Annotated in this window: 14 protein-coding genes; 10 read left to right on the top strand and 4 right to left on the bottom strand. The window is 60.8% G+C overall.

The features are described 5' to 3' along the window. Nucleotides 1-7: 7 nt before the first annotated feature. The 3 genes from QZ609_RS06160 to QZ609_RS06150 all read left to right on the top strand — a co-directional run bounded on the left by QZ609_RS06160 (nt 8) and on the right by QZ609_RS06150 (nt 5,402). Nucleotides 8-2,470, top strand: a complete 2,463-nt coding sequence (locus tag QZ609_RS06160) for an ABC transporter permease (RefSeq protein ID WP_295492290.1) — start codon at nt 8-10, stop codon at nt 2,468-2,470. After that, nucleotides 2,463-3,608 (top strand): hypothetical protein, encoded by a 1,146-nt coding sequence (locus QZ609_RS06155; RefSeq protein WP_004635189.1) that lies wholly within the window; start codon nt 2,463-2,465, stop codon nt 3,606-3,608. The genes QZ609_RS06160 and QZ609_RS06155 overlap by 8 nt, the downstream gene beginning before the upstream one ends. Before the next feature lie 96 nt (nt 3,609-3,704). Beyond that, nucleotides 3,705-5,402, top strand: a complete 1,698-nt coding sequence (locus QZ609_RS06150; protein WP_004635187.1) for an AarF/ABC1/UbiB kinase family protein — start codon at nt 3,705-3,707, stop codon at nt 5,400-5,402. A 50-nt stretch (nt 5,403-5,452) separates the two neighbouring features. Here the strand turns inward: QZ609_RS06150 and QZ609_RS06145 are convergent, their stop codons facing one another. Continuing rightward, nucleotides 5,453-6,637, bottom strand: a complete 1,185-nt coding sequence (locus tag QZ609_RS06145; protein ID WP_004635185.1) for a methionine adenosyltransferase — start codon at nt 6,635-6,637, stop codon at nt 5,453-5,455. Between the two features lie 254 nt (nt 6,638-6,891). On the opposite strand from QZ609_RS06145, the gene QZ609_RS06140 reads away from it, so the two are divergent. The 4 genes from QZ609_RS06140 to QZ609_RS06125 are packed head-to-tail and all read left to right on the top strand — an operon-like array spanning nt 6,892 to nt 9,406. After that, complete coding sequence (locus tag QZ609_RS06140; protein WP_004635183.1) at nt 6,892-7,515, top strand: LemA family protein; 624 nt, start codon at nt 6,892-6,894, stop codon at nt 7,513-7,515. After that, nucleotides 7,512-8,393 (top strand): YgcG family protein, encoded by an 882-nt coding sequence (locus QZ609_RS06135; RefSeq protein ID WP_004635180.1) that lies wholly within the window; start codon nt 7,512-7,514, stop codon nt 8,391-8,393. The genes QZ609_RS06140 and QZ609_RS06135 overlap by 4 nt, the downstream gene beginning before the upstream one ends. Continuing rightward, nucleotides 8,393-8,893 carry a TPM domain-containing protein gene (locus tag QZ609_RS06130; RefSeq protein ID WP_004635178.1) on the top strand — a complete coding sequence of 167 codons (501 nt, stop codon included), beginning with the start codon at nt 8,393-8,395 and terminating at the stop codon, nt 8,891-8,893. Before QZ609_RS06135 ends, QZ609_RS06130 begins: the two co-directional genes overlap by 1 nt. A gap of 51 nt (nt 8,894-8,944) precedes the next feature. Beyond that, nucleotides 8,945-9,406, top strand: coding sequence for a hypothetical protein (locus tag QZ609_RS06125; RefSeq protein ID WP_004635176.1), 462 nt, complete (start codon nt 8,945-8,947; stop codon nt 9,404-9,406). Nucleotides 9,407-9,562: 156 nt separating this feature from the next. Here the strand turns inward: QZ609_RS06125 and QZ609_RS06120 are convergent, their stop codons facing one another. Beyond that, on the bottom strand, nt 9,563-9,811 hold the full coding sequence (locus QZ609_RS06120) for a hypothetical protein (protein ID WP_004635173.1): 249 nt from the start codon (nt 9,809-9,811) through the stop codon (nt 9,563-9,565). Nucleotides 9,812-10,159: 348 nt separating this feature from the next. Between QZ609_RS06120 and ppk2 the strand changes: the two genes are divergently transcribed. After that, nucleotides 10,160-11,020: a polyphosphate kinase 2 gene (gene ppk2, locus QZ609_RS06115; RefSeq protein ID WP_004635170.1), complete on the top strand. Its 861-nt coding sequence runs from the start codon at nt 10,160-10,162 to the stop codon at nt 11,018-11,020. A gap of 76 nt (nt 11,021-11,096) precedes the next feature. Then, on the top strand, nt 11,097-11,702 hold the full coding sequence (locus QZ609_RS06110) for a VTT domain-containing protein (RefSeq protein ID WP_009241693.1): 606 nt from the start codon (nt 11,097-11,099) through the stop codon (nt 11,700-11,702). Between the two features lie 112 nt (nt 11,703-11,814). Here the strand turns inward: QZ609_RS06110 and ftsH are convergent, their stop codons facing one another. Then, the gene (gene ftsH / locus QZ609_RS06105) at nt 11,815-13,755 is read right to left on the bottom strand and encodes an ATP-dependent zinc metalloprotease FtsH (protein ID WP_009241692.1); all 1,941 of its coding nucleotides are present in this window, start codon (nt 13,753-13,755) and stop codon (nt 11,815-11,817) included. A 378-nt stretch (nt 13,756-14,133) separates the two neighbouring features. Here ftsH and QZ609_RS06100 point away from each other — a divergent pair, with 378 nt between their 5' ends. Further along, the gene (locus tag QZ609_RS06100; RefSeq protein ID WP_004635167.1) at nt 14,134-15,729 is read left to right on the top strand and encodes an oleate hydratase; all 1,596 of its coding nucleotides are present in this window, start codon (nt 14,134-14,136) and stop codon (nt 15,727-15,729) included. 793 nt (nt 15,730-16,522) lie between these two features. On the opposite strand, the gene QZ609_RS06095 is transcribed toward QZ609_RS06100, so the two are convergent. Continuing rightward, nucleotides 16,523-17,325 (bottom strand): Tn3 family transposase (locus QZ609_RS06095; RefSeq protein WP_295492273.1); only part of this gene is annotated, 803 nt, incomplete at its 5' end.

Here is a 17,325-nt window from a genome sequence, read left to right as displayed (position 1 = left end):
GCGCAATGTGCTGCGCAACCGCAGGCGTTCCGCCATCACCATCTCGTCGATCGCCATCGGCCTAGCGGCGATGATCTTCAACTGGGGATTCACCGCTGGCATGAACCGCGAGATGGTCGAGAACACCACGCGGTATTTCGCCGGCGATGCGCAGGTGCATCTCAAGGGCTACCACGACGATCCGATCCTTGATCTCGCCATGCCAGACTCGGCCCCCATCCTGCATGCCGTGCGCAACGAGGCTGGGGTGGCAGCCGCCAGCATCCGCCTGGAAACCAAAGCGCTGGCCAGCCGGGGCGACAAGTCGCGCGGCCTCATGCTCGTCGGCGTCGAGCCGGCAGACGAGGCGCAGGTGACGATGCTCTCGGACGCCATCGTGGCCGGGCAGCCGCTGACGACCGGCGCGCCCGGCGTGCTGATCGGGGAGATGCTTGCTGAAGCGCTCGCGGTGCGGCCCGGGCAGAACATCGTGTTCGTGGGGCAGGGCTACGACGGCTCGATATCGAGCGGAAAGTATCCGGTGCGCGGCATCTTCCGCAGCAAGATCGACGATCTCGACGGCTACGTCGCCGTGATGCCGCTGCCTGTTGTGCGGGAGTTTCTCTCCGCGCCCGGTGGCGCCACCGCCATCGCCCTGCGGCTGCGCGAGCGCTCGCGCCTGGAGCCGGTCAGCGCGGGGCTCGCCGAGCGCCTGGGAGATCGTTACGAAGTCGTGGGGTGGCCACGGCTGCTACCGATGGTAGCGGTCAGTTCGCGCTTTCACGAGGTCACGACCTACGTGGTGCTGTTGGTGTTCTTCGTGGTGGTCGTCTTCGCGGTGGCGAATCCTGTGCTGATGTCCGTGATGGAGCGCACGCGCGAATTCGGCATCATGCTTGCCGTCGGCATGAGCCGCACGCGCGTGCTTCGGCTGGTCCTGTATGAATCGATCCTTCTGGGCATCGTTGGCCTGATCGTCGGCAACGCCGTCGGCTGGACAGTGACGGCGTATTTCGCGCGCGCGGGTATCCATCTGCACGGTTTTGAAGCCGGGCTGCGCACGATGCCCGGGCTGTCCGACGTCGTCTATCCGGTGGTGAGCGCCGAGCGTGGCGTCGTGCTGTCAGTGGCGGTCTTCGTCATTGCCGGGCTGGCGGCACTGTATCCCGCTGCCAAGGCCGTGCAGTTGCGGCCCATCGAGGCGATTCGCGGGCTACCCGCTGCCATGCGGGTGTCGTCACGAAACACGGGCGATTCCCGCTTGCCGGTGTTCGTGCTGCTCGCACTGCGCAACCTGCTGCGCAATCCACGCCGCACGGCCCTCATGGCCGCAGGCGCTGCCTTCGGCATCGTGGGCTTTGTCTTCATCCTGGGGTTTTTCGACGGATTCTTCGACCAGACGATCGAGAACTCCACGCGTTATCTGACGGGGCACATCCAGGTCGAACGCAAGGGCTTTCGCAAGGATTATGCCCCCGAGCTTGCCATCGACGATGCCGTCTCGCTGCTGCAAGCCGTCCGGGGCACGCCTGGCGTGATTGCGGCTGCGCCGCGCACCCAGGTCCAGGCGTTGGCCAGCACGGCCTCGAAATCCGAAGGCATCATGCTCATCGGCATCGATCCGGTGGCGGAGGCTAAGGTCACGTTCATTTCCCGCACGGTTGTCCAGGGACGGGCGCTCATACCTGGCGCCGATCGCGAAGTCATGATTGGCCGCAGGCTCGCCGACAAGCTCGGTGTCCGCCTGGGCGAGAAGATCGTCGTCATGGCCCAGGCCGCCAACGGCGAGCTCGGCACGGCAGCCTACGGGGTGGGGGGCATTTTCTCGACGGAAAGTGCCAGTTTCGATGGCGCATTTGCTTTTGTCACGCTGCCAGCGGCGCAGTCGTTGCTTGCGCTCGGTTCACGCGTTTCCACCATCAATGTCCGGCTGGAGGATCGCGCGCACGTGTCCGCTGCCGTTGCCCTGCTACGCGCGCGTATCGGTGGCACCGACGTGACGCTGATACCGTGGCAGGAACTCTTGCCGCAGCTCGAAGACATGGTCCGGCTCCTGCGCGTGGTGAGCAGTATCATCCTGGCGGTGCTGCTTCTGGTGATTACCACGTCGGTCATCAATACCGTGTTCATGGCCGTCACCGAGCGCACGCGCGAGTTTGGCGTGATGCTGGCGCTTGGCACGTCGCCCGCCGCCTTGAGGCGCATGGTCGTATATGAGTCCATCGCCTTGCTGTTGATCGCGTCTGCCGTCGGGTATGGCGCCGGCATTGCGCTGGTGCTGTATCTTGGGCATGCCGGTATGGACCTGTCGAGCTTCTTCGCCGGATATTCCGCCATCCCCGGGTTGACCGGCATCGTTTATCCGCGCATTTTCGGTGCGACGGTGGTCCCGCCGGGTATTGCGCTGTTGATTGCCGGCGTGCTGGTTTCGCTCTATCCCGCGGCCAAGGCGGCGCGGCTCGATCCAGTGCAAGCGATACGCCATGTTTAAGCAAGCCGTGCCGTTCGGACTTCTGGCGGCTCTGGCCTTCGGAGCCTCGGCGCAGGAGACGTCGCAGTCCGGGTTGAAATTTTCCGGTTACTACAAGAGCTTGCTGGAGGAATCGGAAACCATCGTGCCCGGCGGGCAACGCTATCTGCTCGATCTCAATCGCCTGCGGCTGCAGTTGCAGGGCAAGCTCTCCGAGCACGTCGCCGTGGATCTGCAGTACGACAACGAATTGCTGTTCGGCAGCTACCTGCACACCGCACAGTTCGCAAGCCAGAGCAGTCTCGCGCCGGATCAGTACCTGGATCTCGACGGCAATTACCTGCGTGGCGGCTCGTACTACGGCCAGCACCGGCTGTATCGCGGCAACGTCACCCTGTCATCGGGCGACACCGATGTGCGCATCGGGCGGCAGCGCATCGCATGGGGAACGGGCCGTTTCTGGAGCCCGCTCGACCTGCTGAACCCCCTGAACCCGACTGCCATCGAGCGCGAGGAGCGCGTGGGTGTCGACGCGGTGCTGGCCGAGCACAAGCTGGGGCCCATCTCCCGCATCAGCGCTGTGTACGCGCCGGGGCACGGTGGCGCGGACTCCAGCGCGGCATTCAATTGGCACGCCAACACGCATGGCGTGGACTATTCCATTGTCGGCGGGCGCTTCGGCAATGAGCAGGTCGCCGGCTTCGATCTCGCGGGGCAGATCGGCACGGCGGGCATTCGTGGTGAGTTCACGCAAGTGCGTGCCAAGACTGGCTCGACCTATCAACGTGCCGTTCTCGCGCTCGATTATGCGTTTGCGAACACGCTCACGCTTAGCGCCGAGCTCTACTACAACGGCGCCGGCACGACCAATGCCGCCGCGTACGATTTCACGTCGCTGTTGACCGGCAAGATTCGCAGCGTTGCCAAGCACTATGCTGGTGGCTACATGAGCTACGAAATCACGCCGCTGCTCAAGTGGGAGGGCTATGTGGTGGTCAATTTGGACGACCATAGCCGTTTCGTTTCGCCCCTGCTGACCTATTCGATCAAGACGAATCTCGACTGGCAGATCGGCGCCCAGTTCTTTATGGGCAGCAGTGGCAGTGAGTTTGGACATTTCCATCACATCTACTACACGCAGATACAGTGGTTCTTCTAAAACGATAGTGCTTGCCGGCTGTCGACGTCCGGAAAGCTGGGCTCGGATGCGTGCATGGCGCGGCAATGGGGAAGGTGGGCAACGAGGAGAAGGAACATGGGCGTCATAACGCATGCGAATCCCGAACCAGCGGTGCGCGAGCGGGTGCCCGCTGAACTGCCACGGCTCTTGTACATCCTGCGCGCATTGGCCGGGGCAGGGTGGGCGCATTATGTGGAGCGGCTACGGATTGGCCGTGACGCACTCGAAGCTTCAGTTGAGGCGGTGCAAGCGACCGATCAGGATGCAAAGCGGCTGAGAGCTACGCTCGAAGGGCTGGGGCCCGCGTTCGTCAAGTTTGGCCAGCTTCTGAGCCTGCGGCGCGATATGTTGCCGGAGGTCTATATCGAGGAGCTGCAACGGCTCCAGGATGATGTCGCTGTTTTCCCTGGCGAGCAGGCGCGTGAGATTGTCGAGCGTGAACTGGGCAAATCCGTTCACGCGTTGTTCACCAGTTTCGATGAGACGCCCCTGGCTGCCGCGTCGATCGGCCAGGTCCATACGGCGCAGTTGATTGACGGCACCAGCGTGGTGGTCAAGGTGCAGCGCCCCGGCATCGAGCCCATCATTCATGCCGATGTCAGGATCATGCGCTTCTTGGCCCGTCAACTGGAGCGGTATGTGCCGGAGAGTCGCCGATTTGGCCCGGGCGATCTGGTGGAAGAGTTTGCCCGGCTCATCAACGAAGAATTGGACTATCAAGTCGAGGCGCGCAACGGCGATCTCCTGAGGGAGAATTTGCAGGATGATAAGCACGTCTTCGTGCCCCGCATCTTTTGGGAGCAGACCAGCCGACGTGTCTTGACCATGGAGCGCAGTTTCGGCAAGAAGCTTACGCATATTCCGTCGTCCGAACAGGAGAGCCGACGGCGCGTGGCGCAGGCGCTGATGGCATCGTTCTTGAAGCAGGTCTTCGAGGACGGCTTCTTTCACGGCGACCCGCATCCGGGCAACGTATTTTTGCTGGAGGACGGCCGGCTTTGCTTTCATGACTTTGGCATCATGGGACGGCTGTCCGCCTATGATCAGGAAGCCTTGGCCCAGTTGATTCTCGCCGTCAGTTCCGGCGAGGTGTCATGGATGGTGGATGCCTATTTCGAGATGGGGGTGGCGACCGAGGGGGTGGATCGTGAGGCATTTACCCGCGATGCTTCGCAGGCACTTGACGCATACTACGAAGCCGCCGGGAAAGGCTATTCGTTCGGCGAAATTGTCCGCCAGTTTGCGCTGCTCAGCCAGCGCCATCGGATCAAACTGCCGCGCCAGTTTCTGCTGGTCTCGAAAGCGTTCATGCTGGTCGAATCGCAAGCGTTGACGCTCGCCCCGGACTTCAACGCACTCGCGTCCTTGCGGGAATATGCGCCGCATTTGCTCGGCCGCAAACTATTGCAGGGGGCGAATGTACAGACCGAGTTCAGCAGGGGATTCCGCACCTTGCGCGCGCTGCATCACGCCGCCGCCTTGCTGCCCGACATTCTGAACCGCACGGTGGAGGCGCTCAGCAGCGGTAAGGCGACGCTGCATATCAAACACGACCAGTTGCAAGGATTGGAAGCGCATATCGACCGTGCAAGCAACCGGCTGAGCTTGAGCTTGATTATTGCGAGCGTCGTGATTGGCTCCTCAATCGTCATGGCGTTCCACAGCGGTCCGCACTATGCGGGCATTCCAGTGCTGGGGCTTCTGGGTTTCGTCGTCGCCAGCGTGATGGGCCTCGCTTGGGCGGTTGCGATCCTGCGATCAGGAAAGTTCTAGAGGCGCCGCTACAAGCAATGGGGCCTCGAAAGCAACGATGCAGCGCTCCGCTAAAAGACGGCGATGGCACCCGTGGCCAACTCCCGTATCAGCGCTGGAAGCGCCGCCAAATGCTGCGCGGTCAGCTCGCGAACTTGCCGCTGCCGCGCAGCGGAGAACCCACCCGCCGCTGCAAGGTCGATCGCCACCAACTGAGGCTGGTCGACCGGGTGGCCGATTGCCGAGAGCAGCCTGACCGTCACTTCATCCACGCCTTCGATGTCGGCATGAATGCTCGCCGCCAATCGATGTGCCAGCACGTTGTAGAGCTTGCCGACATGCGCGGCCGGATTCTTTCCCGCTGCCGCTTCCAATGACATCGGGCGGTACGGCGTGATCAAGCCGTTGACGCGATTGCCGCGGCCGACCTCGCCATCGTCGCCGTGCTCCGCACTTAACCCGGTCACGGTCAGGTAAATTCCGCTCTCGTCAAGCGTAGCTGGGTCATCCAGGGTGTTGATCCCGATATGGCACGCCGTCGGCAGACACCCAGCCAGGTACGCTGCCAATCGGCCCTTGAGTGTGAAATAGTCTTCAATACTTCCCACGTCTCGGTCGACGAGTGCGAGCGCCACGGTAAGGCCGAAGTGCGCGCCCAGCCGGTGCCCCATGATCTTAAAATCCGCCCCAGCCGCATCAAAGGCGCTGCGAAATTCGTTGGAGCGCAGGACGCGCGCAGCGCAAAGGACCGTGTCTTCGAGTCGGGAGCGGGGTGCGTACCCGACGCCGAAGGAGGTGTCGTTGGCCAGCGGAAGCGCCGCCTGCTGGATAACACGCTGAAGATTCGGCGCCGAAGGCCTCAAAACAAGCTCGATGCCGATGTCATTGCCTGCCTTTCCCAAGGTTGCCACCAGGTATTCGCGGATGGATTGCTCGACGAGTGACGTGGCCGAAGCCGACGGCAACTCGGTCACGGGGCCGCAGACGATCAGCCGCGCGGGACGCAGAACTTTGCCGCCGCCGAACCGTGGCTGGCTGATGCCTCCGATTAACAGCGCCTTATCCAGGTTGAAGTGCTGAATCGCTCCGTATGCTTGCAGATAGGCTCGGGATAGGGCGCAGGCTGCCGCCTCGACGGCGCCATCGCACAGGCTGTCCGGATGGCCGAAGCCCTTGTGCTCGGCAATTTCGGTTTGTGTGGCTTCCAGCGTCGACGTGGTCGAGATGGAGAGTGCAATTTCGCCGACAGTCCGCATGATAAGACGCTCCTGCCCAAATCCGATTGGGTCATTCTATTCACTGGCAGTCCAGTTTGGTATTAAGACCGTCCCCTCGGGGGTCGCGATTGTGGGCCTTGAGCGACATCAACAAATTCGCCGCCCGAGTGACTAGCATGGAAACAGGACACCCGGAGCGGCATGGGCTCTTGTGTGGCAGGAACGGCATGGTTGGCCCATGCGCGGTGTTCCCATGCCTCCGGGGCTAAGAATCTCGAAAATGGAGGTGTCTGATGCGAGCAGCATGGTCAGTCGTTGTTGCGGTAATTTTGGCAATCAGCCTCTCGGGGTGCGGCTATAACACCATTCAAGCGCAGGATGAACAGGTCAAGGCAGGCTGGTCTGAAGTCGTGAACCAATACCAGCGGCGCGCCGACCTGGTACCGAACCTGGTCAACACGGTCAAGGGTTACGCAAGTCATGAGAAAGAGGTGTTGACGGAGGTGACTGAGGCTCGCGCGCGTGTCGGCGCCATCCAAGCCTCGCCTGCGTTGCTCAATGATCCGCAGGCGTTTGCCCGATTCCAGTCGGCGCAGCAGCAGTTGACCGGATCGCTGTCCCGACTCCTTGCCGTGTCGGAGAACTACCCGCAGTTGAAGGCAGATGCTGGGTTTCGCGATCTGCAAGCACAGCTTGAGGGGACCGAGAACCGGATCACCATTGCACGAAATCGGTACATCCAATCGGTACAGAGCTACAACGTGACCGTGCGCTCATTTCCATCGAATCTGACCGCGAAGGCCTTCGGCTATCAGGAGAAGCCCAATTTCACCGTTGCCAACGAGACGGCCATTGCCAAGCCGCCCCAGGTGGAATTCGGTTCGCCGTCCGCCAGTGCGCCGGGGAGCTCCAAGTGAACCTCCTCAAAATCGCGCGTGGCTTGCTTGTGGCAGCGGCTGCGCTCGTCTCTTTTGGGGCGGTTGCCGAAGTTGCCGTGCCACCCTTGACGGCGCGGGTGACTGACCAGACCGGCACACTCACGCCTGGGCAACTAGCAGAGCTAGAACAGACGCTGCAAGCCTTCGAAAACAAAAAGGGCGTGCAGATCGCTGTACTGATCGTGCCCAGCACACTGCCCGAAGCCATCGAACAGTATTCGCTGCGCGTGGTCGAGCAATGGAAGTTGGGGCGAAAGCGCGTCGACGACGGCGCACTGCTGATCATCGCTAAAGACGACCGCACACTTCGCATTGAAGTCGGGTACGGGTTGGAAGGTGTCCTAACCGATGCGACAAGCAAGCGCATCATTAGCGAAGTCATCTCGCCGCGGTTCAAGACTGGCGATTTTTATGGCGGCGTGAAAGACGGTGTTCAGAGTATGCAAGCCGTGATTGAGGGTGAAGCACTGCCGCCCCCCTCACGGTCGACGCGCGACGGAGGCGTATCCGTTCGGTCCTATATGCCTGTCATTCTGGTGTTGACGTTGGTGTTTGGCGGCGCGCTGCGAGACTTCCTTGGCCGTTTTCCGGGGGCGGTTGCAGCGGGCGGCGCCGTCGCCCTAGTCGCTTGGTTGCTTTCGGGCGCCATTTTTGTCGCGTTTACGGCGGGAGTGATCGCGCTCATCTATACGCTATTGGGTCCGGGCATGGTTGGGCACGGAGGCTCTTGGTCTACAGGCTCACGCTCGGGCCGCGGGGGATTCGGCGGTGGCAGCGGCGGTTTCGGCGGTGGCAGCGGCGGTTTCGGTGGAGGCGGCGGTGGTTTCGGTGGTGGTGGTGCCTCGGGAAAATGGTGATGGAAAACATCAAGCGAATTCTTTCCCATCTACTGACGACGCACTGGCGCGTCAGGCGAGCGTTCCCGCGCAAGGCGATGCGGGCCATCGGGCAAGCGATCGCTCAAAGCGAGTCGTCCCATGTCGGGCATCTGTGCTTTGCCGTGGAAGGCGCGTTGAGCTTCTCTGCGCTATGGAAGGGGGTGACGGCGCGGGAACGGGCTCTTGAAGTCTTTTCGCAACTGCGTGTGTGGGACACAGAGCAGAACAACGGCGTCCTGATTTATCTATTGCTGGCGGACCGCAGTGTCGAGATCGTTGCCGACCGTGGCATTCACGCGCGGGTTGGTGCTCAAGGATGGCAGGCGATCTGCAGCCAGATGGAAGCCGCGTGTCGGCGCGCCGAATATGAGCGCGGTGTGATCGACGGGATACGATCCATCACGCTGCGCCTGACGCAGCATTTCCCGGCGCGCGACCGGCGCGAGCAGAGGTTGCCCGGCAAGCCGGTCATCCTGTGAAGACGCAGAAATCTCTGTTTGATATTTGCGAAGTCGCGGTAGGAGGTGAATATGTTGTCTCTGCGCTCATTTGTTCCCTACGCTGCGGTGATTTGTGTCTTGGCGCTGCCGTCGGTGGAAACGCTCGCGCAAGCGCGGCTCGAACGTGAGGGCGTCGTCCTCTACTGGGGGTTGATTCCCGCCGCCATCGCCTCGGAAAGGCTCGACTTGGAGGAGTCGCATGGCGCACCTTCACCGGGAGGCGGCCGCCCTCACCACTTGCTAGTGGCGTTGTTTCGTGCCGACGGCTCCCGTATCACAGATGCCGTGGTGCGTGCGCAACTCAAGGAAGTCGGGATCGTTGATTCGCCGCCGAAGTATCTGACGCCCATGGTTATCAACGGCCAGGTGTTCACCTCGGTGCTGAGTGGGCGCGTGTATTTCCGCGTACTGGTGAAACTTGTTGACCGAACGAATGACATCGAATATCGGATTTCGGTCTCGCCTCCGCACATCGGCGGAAGTGAACCTTGATACCGGATGGAGCATGGCCGATACTGTGCCGACCAATGCATCTCGGCGGATTCGCCAAGCCTGTAAGACGATGATTGGACGTCGAAAAGGTCAGCAGCGACCAAGACCTGTCAACTCAGGTTGAGGGCCATGATCGCGTAGACATTTCGTAATGCCTCAACTCGACGAGCCACCGGTGGCCGGATAGCGCGTGTCGCCCGTCCATGCGCCGTCCGAGTAGATCTCAAACTTTCCAGCCTTGGCGCCATCAGTGTACGGATCGCGCGCGTCAGCAGCCCGCGCCCCGTCGGTGTAGACGTCGCGCTGAGCGAGGGCCCCGTTGCTGGAGGTTGCTGCGCTGGAAATGTTCGCGCCGAGAGAAATCAGCGCGGCTGCGATCAAGACGGTCTTCTTGGTGTGGTTCATTGCATTCTCCTGAAGTGGTTGGACTCAAAGGACTTGCTATGGGAGCCACTATAAGAATCCGCCCCTGACCGAGCGATGACGACCACATTACGAGAGCGTCATTCGGGCAAAGGATCGCGCAATAGTCGCGCTGATCCATGTCCTCCTGAATTCGACCATACATCGGAGGGCGCTTGACTCACATCAACCGCGCAAAATTGGCAGGTGCTTAAGCTTGTTCACCCGTTCGTAGGTTCAAAATGTGGTTGTCTGCCCATTTGAGCGTTTCGTAACAACGAAACCGCCATACGGCTGATGACGCTCTGGAGCGTTACTCCCGTTTCCATAGCCAACGCCGGAGGTGCGCATATGGCAAAAGGCAAGTCGAAGAAAAAGACCACTTCATCGGACGCCGAACACGTAACTGGCTTATCGTCCAGCCAGGCGCGAGTCGATGCTGCCAAAGGAGTCCAGGGTCGCGAGGACTACGAGGCGCAACTGCACCTGCTGCAAATTGAATTGGTCAAGCTTCAACGGCATTTCATCGGGTGTGGTGACCGCATCCTTGTCCTGCTGGAGGGGCGGGATGCGGCAGGCAAAGACGGCAGCATCAAACGCATTATCGAATTTCTCAGCCCCCGCGAGACGAGGGTGGTAGCGCTGGGTAAGCCGTCAGATCGCGAGCGCACCGGCTGGTATTTCCAGCGCTACGTGCCCCATCTTCCTCTCGCCGAAGAGTTTGTCCTCTTCAACCGCAGCTGGTACAACCGGGCAGGCGTTGAGAGCGTGATGGGCTTCTGCACTGCTGAGCAGTATGACGAGTTCATGTACTCCGTGCCCCACTTCGAGGAAATGCTCGTCAATTCCGGTATCAAGCTGCTTAAGTACTACCTCGACATCAGCAAAGCCGAGCAAGCTCGCCGACTTGCCGAGCGGCGCCGCGATCCGCTCAAGCAGTGGAAGACGAGCCCGGTCGACGCCGTGGCGTTGAAGCATTGGGATGCCTATACGACGGCACGCAACGCCATGCTGATGCATACGCACACGGCTGCCGCGCCATGGCACATCGTGCTCGCCGACGACAAGCGCACGGCCAGGCTCAACTTGATTCGTCACATCCTGTCGCGGCTGCACTACGCGGGCAAGAAGAACAAGCTGGTCGCTCCCGATCCTGAGGTCGTGTTCGAATTTTCGAAGGAGTGCCTCGATGCGAAACGTCTCGCATCCTGATGCTATCCAGCAGACGCAATCGATAAGGAGGAGACGCTTGAAGGTCGTCTGCGTGAGCGATGAAGGCAACTGAGCAATGCTACGCCTGAGCCTGCAGTCCGGTCTGCTCCGTGCCCTAACCCGGCGGGCCGACTCGCGCGCGTTCCCACTGGTGGTTGCCGGGGCAGCACTGGCGGCGGAACTGTCGATGTCGGTTCCATTTGCCAGCCTGCTGATGGCCGCAGTCCTGTTGGCGCCGCGCCGCTGGGTGTCCATCGCGACTTTGGCCAGCCTGGGGGCCGCTGTTGGCGCTCTCGTGCTGTACCTCGTCTTTCATCACCTGGGGTGGAACCGGTTGTTCGCTGCCTACCCGGACGTGGTGCGATCCACCGCGTGGCGTGATGCGACCCACTGGCTCGAACACTACGGCGTCGTATCGCTTTCGGTCATTGCCGCATTACCGGTGCCTCTCACCCCCGCTCTCATGTTTGCGGCGATCTCGCGACTTCCGGTCGCAGAGGTCATCGCCGCACTGTGGCTCGGCAAGTTGGCGAAATACCATGTTTACGCCTGGCTCGCCTCGCGATTTCCGGATCGGCTTGTGCGCCACGGCCGGCGCCATGTCGATACGTTGCGGGCAGTGCTCGGCAACGGCACGAAGGCTGACGGTGGCACAACCCCCACGCGGGGAGGGCGTCGGTAGCTCAATACACCATCGGGGCGCCTGTCTCACGTGGTGAACGCATTGATTGCCGGCAGCCGGCCGCGCTTTGGCGTGGTTGCGTTCTTGGCATGCCATGGCATCAATCTTCGCTCTATGTGCCTTGCGTTTTTTGGTCCGGTTTCCCCGTTGCAGTTGACTCCTCGATATTCGCGACGGGCTTGGGCGGAGGCATTGGCGTCACCTTCGCTGACAAAAACATGTCCAGGTCTTGGCGGTCAACCACTTCCTTCTCGAGAAGTAATTGGGCCAGAGCATCGAGCTTGGTCCGCTGTCCTTCCAGCGTCGCTTGTACGCGATGACTTGCTTCTGCCAATAGCTTACGGACTTCAGCATCAATCATCTGTGCGGTGCTCTCGCTGTATTCATTGCGTTCGCGCTGCATTAGCCCCGTCCCAGCAAAGAGCGGGTTCGGCATATTCTCGTACGTGGCCAGGCCCAGCTGGTCGCTCATGCCAAACTGGGTAATCATCTGCCGAGCCATGTCGGTTGCGCGCTGCAGGTCGTTCTGTGCGCCCGTGGATACGTCGCCGAAAATGAGCTGTTCCGCAATACGGCCACCGAGCAAGACATCGAGCCGGTCAAGCAGTTCGCTGCGCTTGAGCAGGTAGCGGTCCTCGGTTGGGGTCTGTTGCGTGTAACCCAACGCCGCAACGCCCCGCGGAATGATGGAAACTTTGGAGACACGGTCAGCCAGCGGCCGATGCTCCGCGACGATGGCATGTCCTGCCTCGTGGAATGCGATAGTTTCCTTCTCCTTCGGATTCATCACGCGGTTCTTTTTTTCCAGGCCGCCGACGATCCGGTCAAGCGCCTCGTCGAAATCTGCCATCTCGACCATTTGCTTGCTCTTGCGCGCGGCAAGGAGCGCGGCTTCGTTAACCAAGTTGGCAAGATCGGCACCTGCGAACCCCGGGGTCCGTCCGGCGAGTTTAGTCAGGTCGACCTCAGGAGCGAGGACAACGCCCTTGACGTGAACTTTGAGAATCTGCTCCCGTCCCTTGAGGTCAGGCCGGTCCAGTGCGACGTGGCGGTCAAAGCGACCGGGGCGAAGCAGGGCGGGGTCCAGTATCTCGGGTCGGTTTGTGGCGGCCATGATGATGACGCCTTTGTTGCTATCAAAACCGTCCATCTCGACCAGAAGCTGGTTCAGTGTTTGTTCGCGCTCCTCGTTGCCGCCGACCGCATTCAGTGCTCGCGTCTTTCCGAGTGCGTCAAGCTCATCAATGAAGATGATGCAGGGGGCTTTGGTTTCGGCTTGCTTAAAGAGATCGCGGACCCGTGCTGCACCCACACCAACGAACATCTCGACGAAGTCGGAGCCGCTCATGCTGAAGAATGGCACGCCGGCTTCGCCTGCCACGGCCTTTGCCAATAAGGTCTTGCCAGTGCCCGGGGCCCCAACCAGCAGCACGCCCTTGGGAATTTTTCCGCCCAGGCGCTGGTACCGCTGAGGATCTTTCAGGAAGCTAACAATCTCCGACAGCTCCTCCTTGGCTTCGTCGATTCCAGCCACGTCGGCAAAAGTCACGCCGGTCTCCTTTTGCATGTAGACCTTTGCCTTGCTCTTGCCAATTTCCATCATGCTGCCGGCGGCGCCGCCCACGCGCTTGATGAGAAAGCTCCAGATACCGAAAAAGATGACGGCCGGCACAACCCACGAGAGGATCGTGCTCAGCCATTTGTTGTCGGGCTGCCCGACGAAGCGCACCTTTGCCGCTTCGAGCTCCTGCACCAGCTCAGGATCGGCCACTCGAAGCGTGGAGAAGGCGTGGTCGCCCTTTGCCTCTCGGCGGATTTCCTCGATCTGCTGCTTGGCAAGGAGATTGTCGATACCTTCTGTCGAGAAGGTTCCGCTGATAGCCTGCTCACCAATAGCCACGTCCTTGAGCTTGCCAGCCTTCAGTAGGACCTTGAAATCGCTGTATGGGATCGTCTCGACATGCCCCGACACGAAGAGCGTCTGGATTGCAAGCATGGCCAGTATGGTCACGAGCACGTACCAGAGGGAGAACTGTTGCTGTCGCGGTTCCATGGGATTCTTCTCCAAGTCGACCTTATTGAAAGTGAGTCTGGTCTCCAATGCTGGGAAGGTTGGTGGGCGGCCTGGGTAGGCGCCGGACAACCGCGCATTGGTATGCGTTCCCAGTATTGACGCTTGGAAATCGCCGAGGTTGACCTTCATCAACCCGCGACATTGGGGCCGCGCGCGCGGGCGCAAGCGCCGTGGCTTCTCCATGGTTGTGCCCAGCCGATAGGGGATGTGTCGCGGAAAGCAAACATGACAAATCCATTACGGCGGCATGAGACTCAACAGCAACTTGCGCTGGCGCAAAGTATCGATCGCATACCCACCTAAAGTATTCCCAAGTCGCGTTGCTCATTGAGCATCCACACAGAATCAGAGGATTCCATGGCTGAGGTAACGAAGAACGAGCACCGTAGCGCATACCTGGTTGGCAGCGGCATTGCGTCATTGTCGGCTGCCGTGCTGCTGATTCGCGACGCAGGCTTCAAGGGGGAGAACATCCACATCTTGGAGGAACAGCAGGTGGCCGGTGGTGCGCTCGATGGCTCCGGTGATCCGCACAAAGGCTATGTAACTCGGGGCGGTCGCATGTTCACCGAAGAGACTTATGTCTGTCTGTGGAACGTGCTCGACAGCATTCCGTCGCTGGATGATCCGAAAATCAGTGTCAAGCAGCAGGCCTGGGCCTTCAACGCCGAATGGCGCTCGGATTCACACGCCCGGCTGATCGACGGGCAACGCCGTATCCTCGACGCTGCCGATCTGGGTTTCAACCTCCATGACCGGTTGGAGATCATGCGATTGCTGGCCACGCCAGAAGGGCTGCTGCATACGCTTCGCATTGAGGACTGTTTCTCGCCGCACTTCTTCGAGACCAACTTCTGGGCCATGTGGCGTACGACCTTCGCCTTCCAGAACTGGCACAGCGCGATCGAACTCAAACGCTATATGTTGCGCTTCTTGCAGGAGTTCCCGCGTATCCACACGTTGGCCGGCGTACGGCGCACGCCGCTGAACCAGTATGACGCGATCGTGCGGCCGATGGAGCAATGGCTGAAACAGCAGGGTGTGGTGTTCGAATATGGCACAAAGGTGGAGGATGTCGACTTTGTTGAAACCGGTGACGGCCGGCGAATTGGACTGCTGCGCGTGGTGCGCGGCGGACAGCCGATGGCCTATGACGTGCGGCAAGAGGATCTGGTGCTCATCACCATCGGCTCGATGACCGCCGACGCGTCTTATGGGGACGACCACCATGCACCGGAACTGGTGCGCGACAAACGCGATGGCGCCTGGACTCTGTGGGAGACCATGGCCCGTAAGGAACCTGGGCTCGGGCGGCCGAATGCGTTCTGTGGCAACGTCGACGAAAGCAAGTGGGAGTCGTTCACCTTGACGATGCGCAGCCCGGCGCTTGTGCACCGGATTGAGACCTTTACCGGCAATGCGCCAGGCACCGGCGGTCTGATGACGTTCAAGGATTCGAGTTGGCTGATGTCGATCGTCGTGCCTCACGCGCCGCACTTCGCCGGACAGCCGAAAGACATGTACACCCTGTGGGGCTACGGGCTCTTCGTGGACAACAAGGGCGATTACATCGACAAGACGATGGCCCAGGCAACCGGCCAGGAAATCCTCACCGAGCTGCTGCACCATTTGCATTGCGAGGACATTCTTGACGAGGTCTGTCGTACCACCACTGTGATCCCGGTGATGATGCCGTACATCACCAGCGAATTTGAGCGCCGCGAGCCTTCGGATCGGCCGCCAGTGATCCCGCACGGAGCGAAGAACTTCGCGCTGCTTGGGCAGTATGTTGAGATCCCTCAGGACGTAGTGTTCACCGTCGAATATTCGGTTCGCGGCGCGATGCACGCGGTTTATGGGCTGCTGGGCTTGAAGAACGAGATCCCGGCCATTTACCACGGGATTGCTGACCCAGGCGCTGCGTTTGCGGGCCTGAAGACGTTGTTGAGTTGAACCGTCGGACGGTTTACGGTTGATTTGTATCAACCGGAGGTTGGACATCCGCGCCTAGGCTGACTCTGTGTGACCGTTCCTCTCTTTGGGCAGAAATCATGTTCTTCCACTCCCGACATCTACGCCGCTGGGCAGCTCAAATGCTACTGGTGTGGCTGTTGGGTCTGGCCGTCGGCATCGCAAACGCGTGCGCTGTCGCGGATGCAGGTAAGGCCGCAGCGCCGGCATCTGGCCACGTGTCAGCCCACAGTCATGGACACCATGCGGATGCCGACGATGATGGCTGTGACGATAGCGGCAAGATTGCCTGCCACAGCTTCTGCGAAAAGTCCTCAACCAGCATTCCCCGTGTGCTGTCGGATCATGACAAGCCTCTCATTCCGGTGGCCGTGCCATTACCGATGAGCATGGCATCCACGCCGGAGGTGGACCGCTGCAGTGTGCACCGTCAGTCCAATCCCCGGCCAGCGGACAAGTTCGCGTCTATACCAATCGTCTTCCTCCGGTTGACGCTATAGCGCTCTGTCGCTGTTTGGCAGTGCGCGGCTTTGTCTTACGTATCGCCTTGACGCGCATCCAGTGCGGACACCGCCAAAGGTGCGTTGCAACACGCCGTTCCATCGTCAATGCACTGAACAAAAGCGGCCTTGGTCGGCATTCGCCCCGAGCGTCTCGATTGCGTTCTTTCTCTACTGCCGGAAAGTGTCTGGCGCTGTGTTGAACGCAGTCGCAGTGAGATTTTCAACGTCACCTCCTAAAAGGGGTCGTCTCAGAAAACGGAAAATAAAGCACGCTAAGCCGGATGCAGTGGCCGTAGCGGCCTGAACTTGCCCGCGCCGATCTTGGCGTTGCTGCGCCAGAGGTAATCGCCAGTCAGGTTGATGTGCTCCCAACCCAGCGGCGACAGATACTGCAATAGAGAGTCATCAACGGGCTTGCCGTGGCCACGCAGGGCATTCGCGGCCCGTTCCAGATAAACCGTATTCCAGAGCACGATGGCCGCCGTCACCAGGTTGAGGCCGCTGGCTCTGTAGCGCTGCTGCTCGAAGCTGCGGTCGCGGATTTCGCCCAGGCGGTTGAAGAACACGGCGCGGGCTAACGCGTTGCGGGCTTCCCCCTTGTTCAGCCCAGCATGGACGCGGCGGCGTAGCTCGACGCTTTGCAGCCAGTCCAGAATGAACAGCGTGCGTTCGATGCGGCCCAACTCGCGCAGGGCGACGGCCAAGCCGTTCTGGCGCGGGTAGCTGCCGAGTTTCCTGAGCATCAGCGAGGCCGTCACCGTGCCTTGCTTGATCGACGTGGCCAGCCGGAGGATTTCATCCCAATGGGCGCGGACGTGCTTGATATTGAGCGTGCCGCCGATCATCGGCTTGAGCGCGTCATAGGCGGTTTCACCCTTGGGAATATAGAGCTTGGTGTCGCCCAGGTCGCGGATGCGCGGCGCGAAGCGGAAGCCTAGTAGGTGCATCAGCGCGAAGACGTGATCGGTGAAGCCCGCCGTGTCGGTGTAGTGCTCCTCGATGCGCAGATCGGACTCGTGGTACAGCAGGCCGTCGAGCACGTAGGTCGAGTCGCGCACGCCGACGTTCACGACCT

The sequence above is a fragment of the uncultured Ralstonia sp. genome, assembly GCA_913056305.1.
GTDB lineage: Bacteria > Pseudomonadota > Gammaproteobacteria > Burkholderiales > Burkholderiaceae > Ralstonia.
Note: the sequence above shows the minus strand (reverse complement) of the source record. Positions and strands in the feature narration are given on the sequence as shown.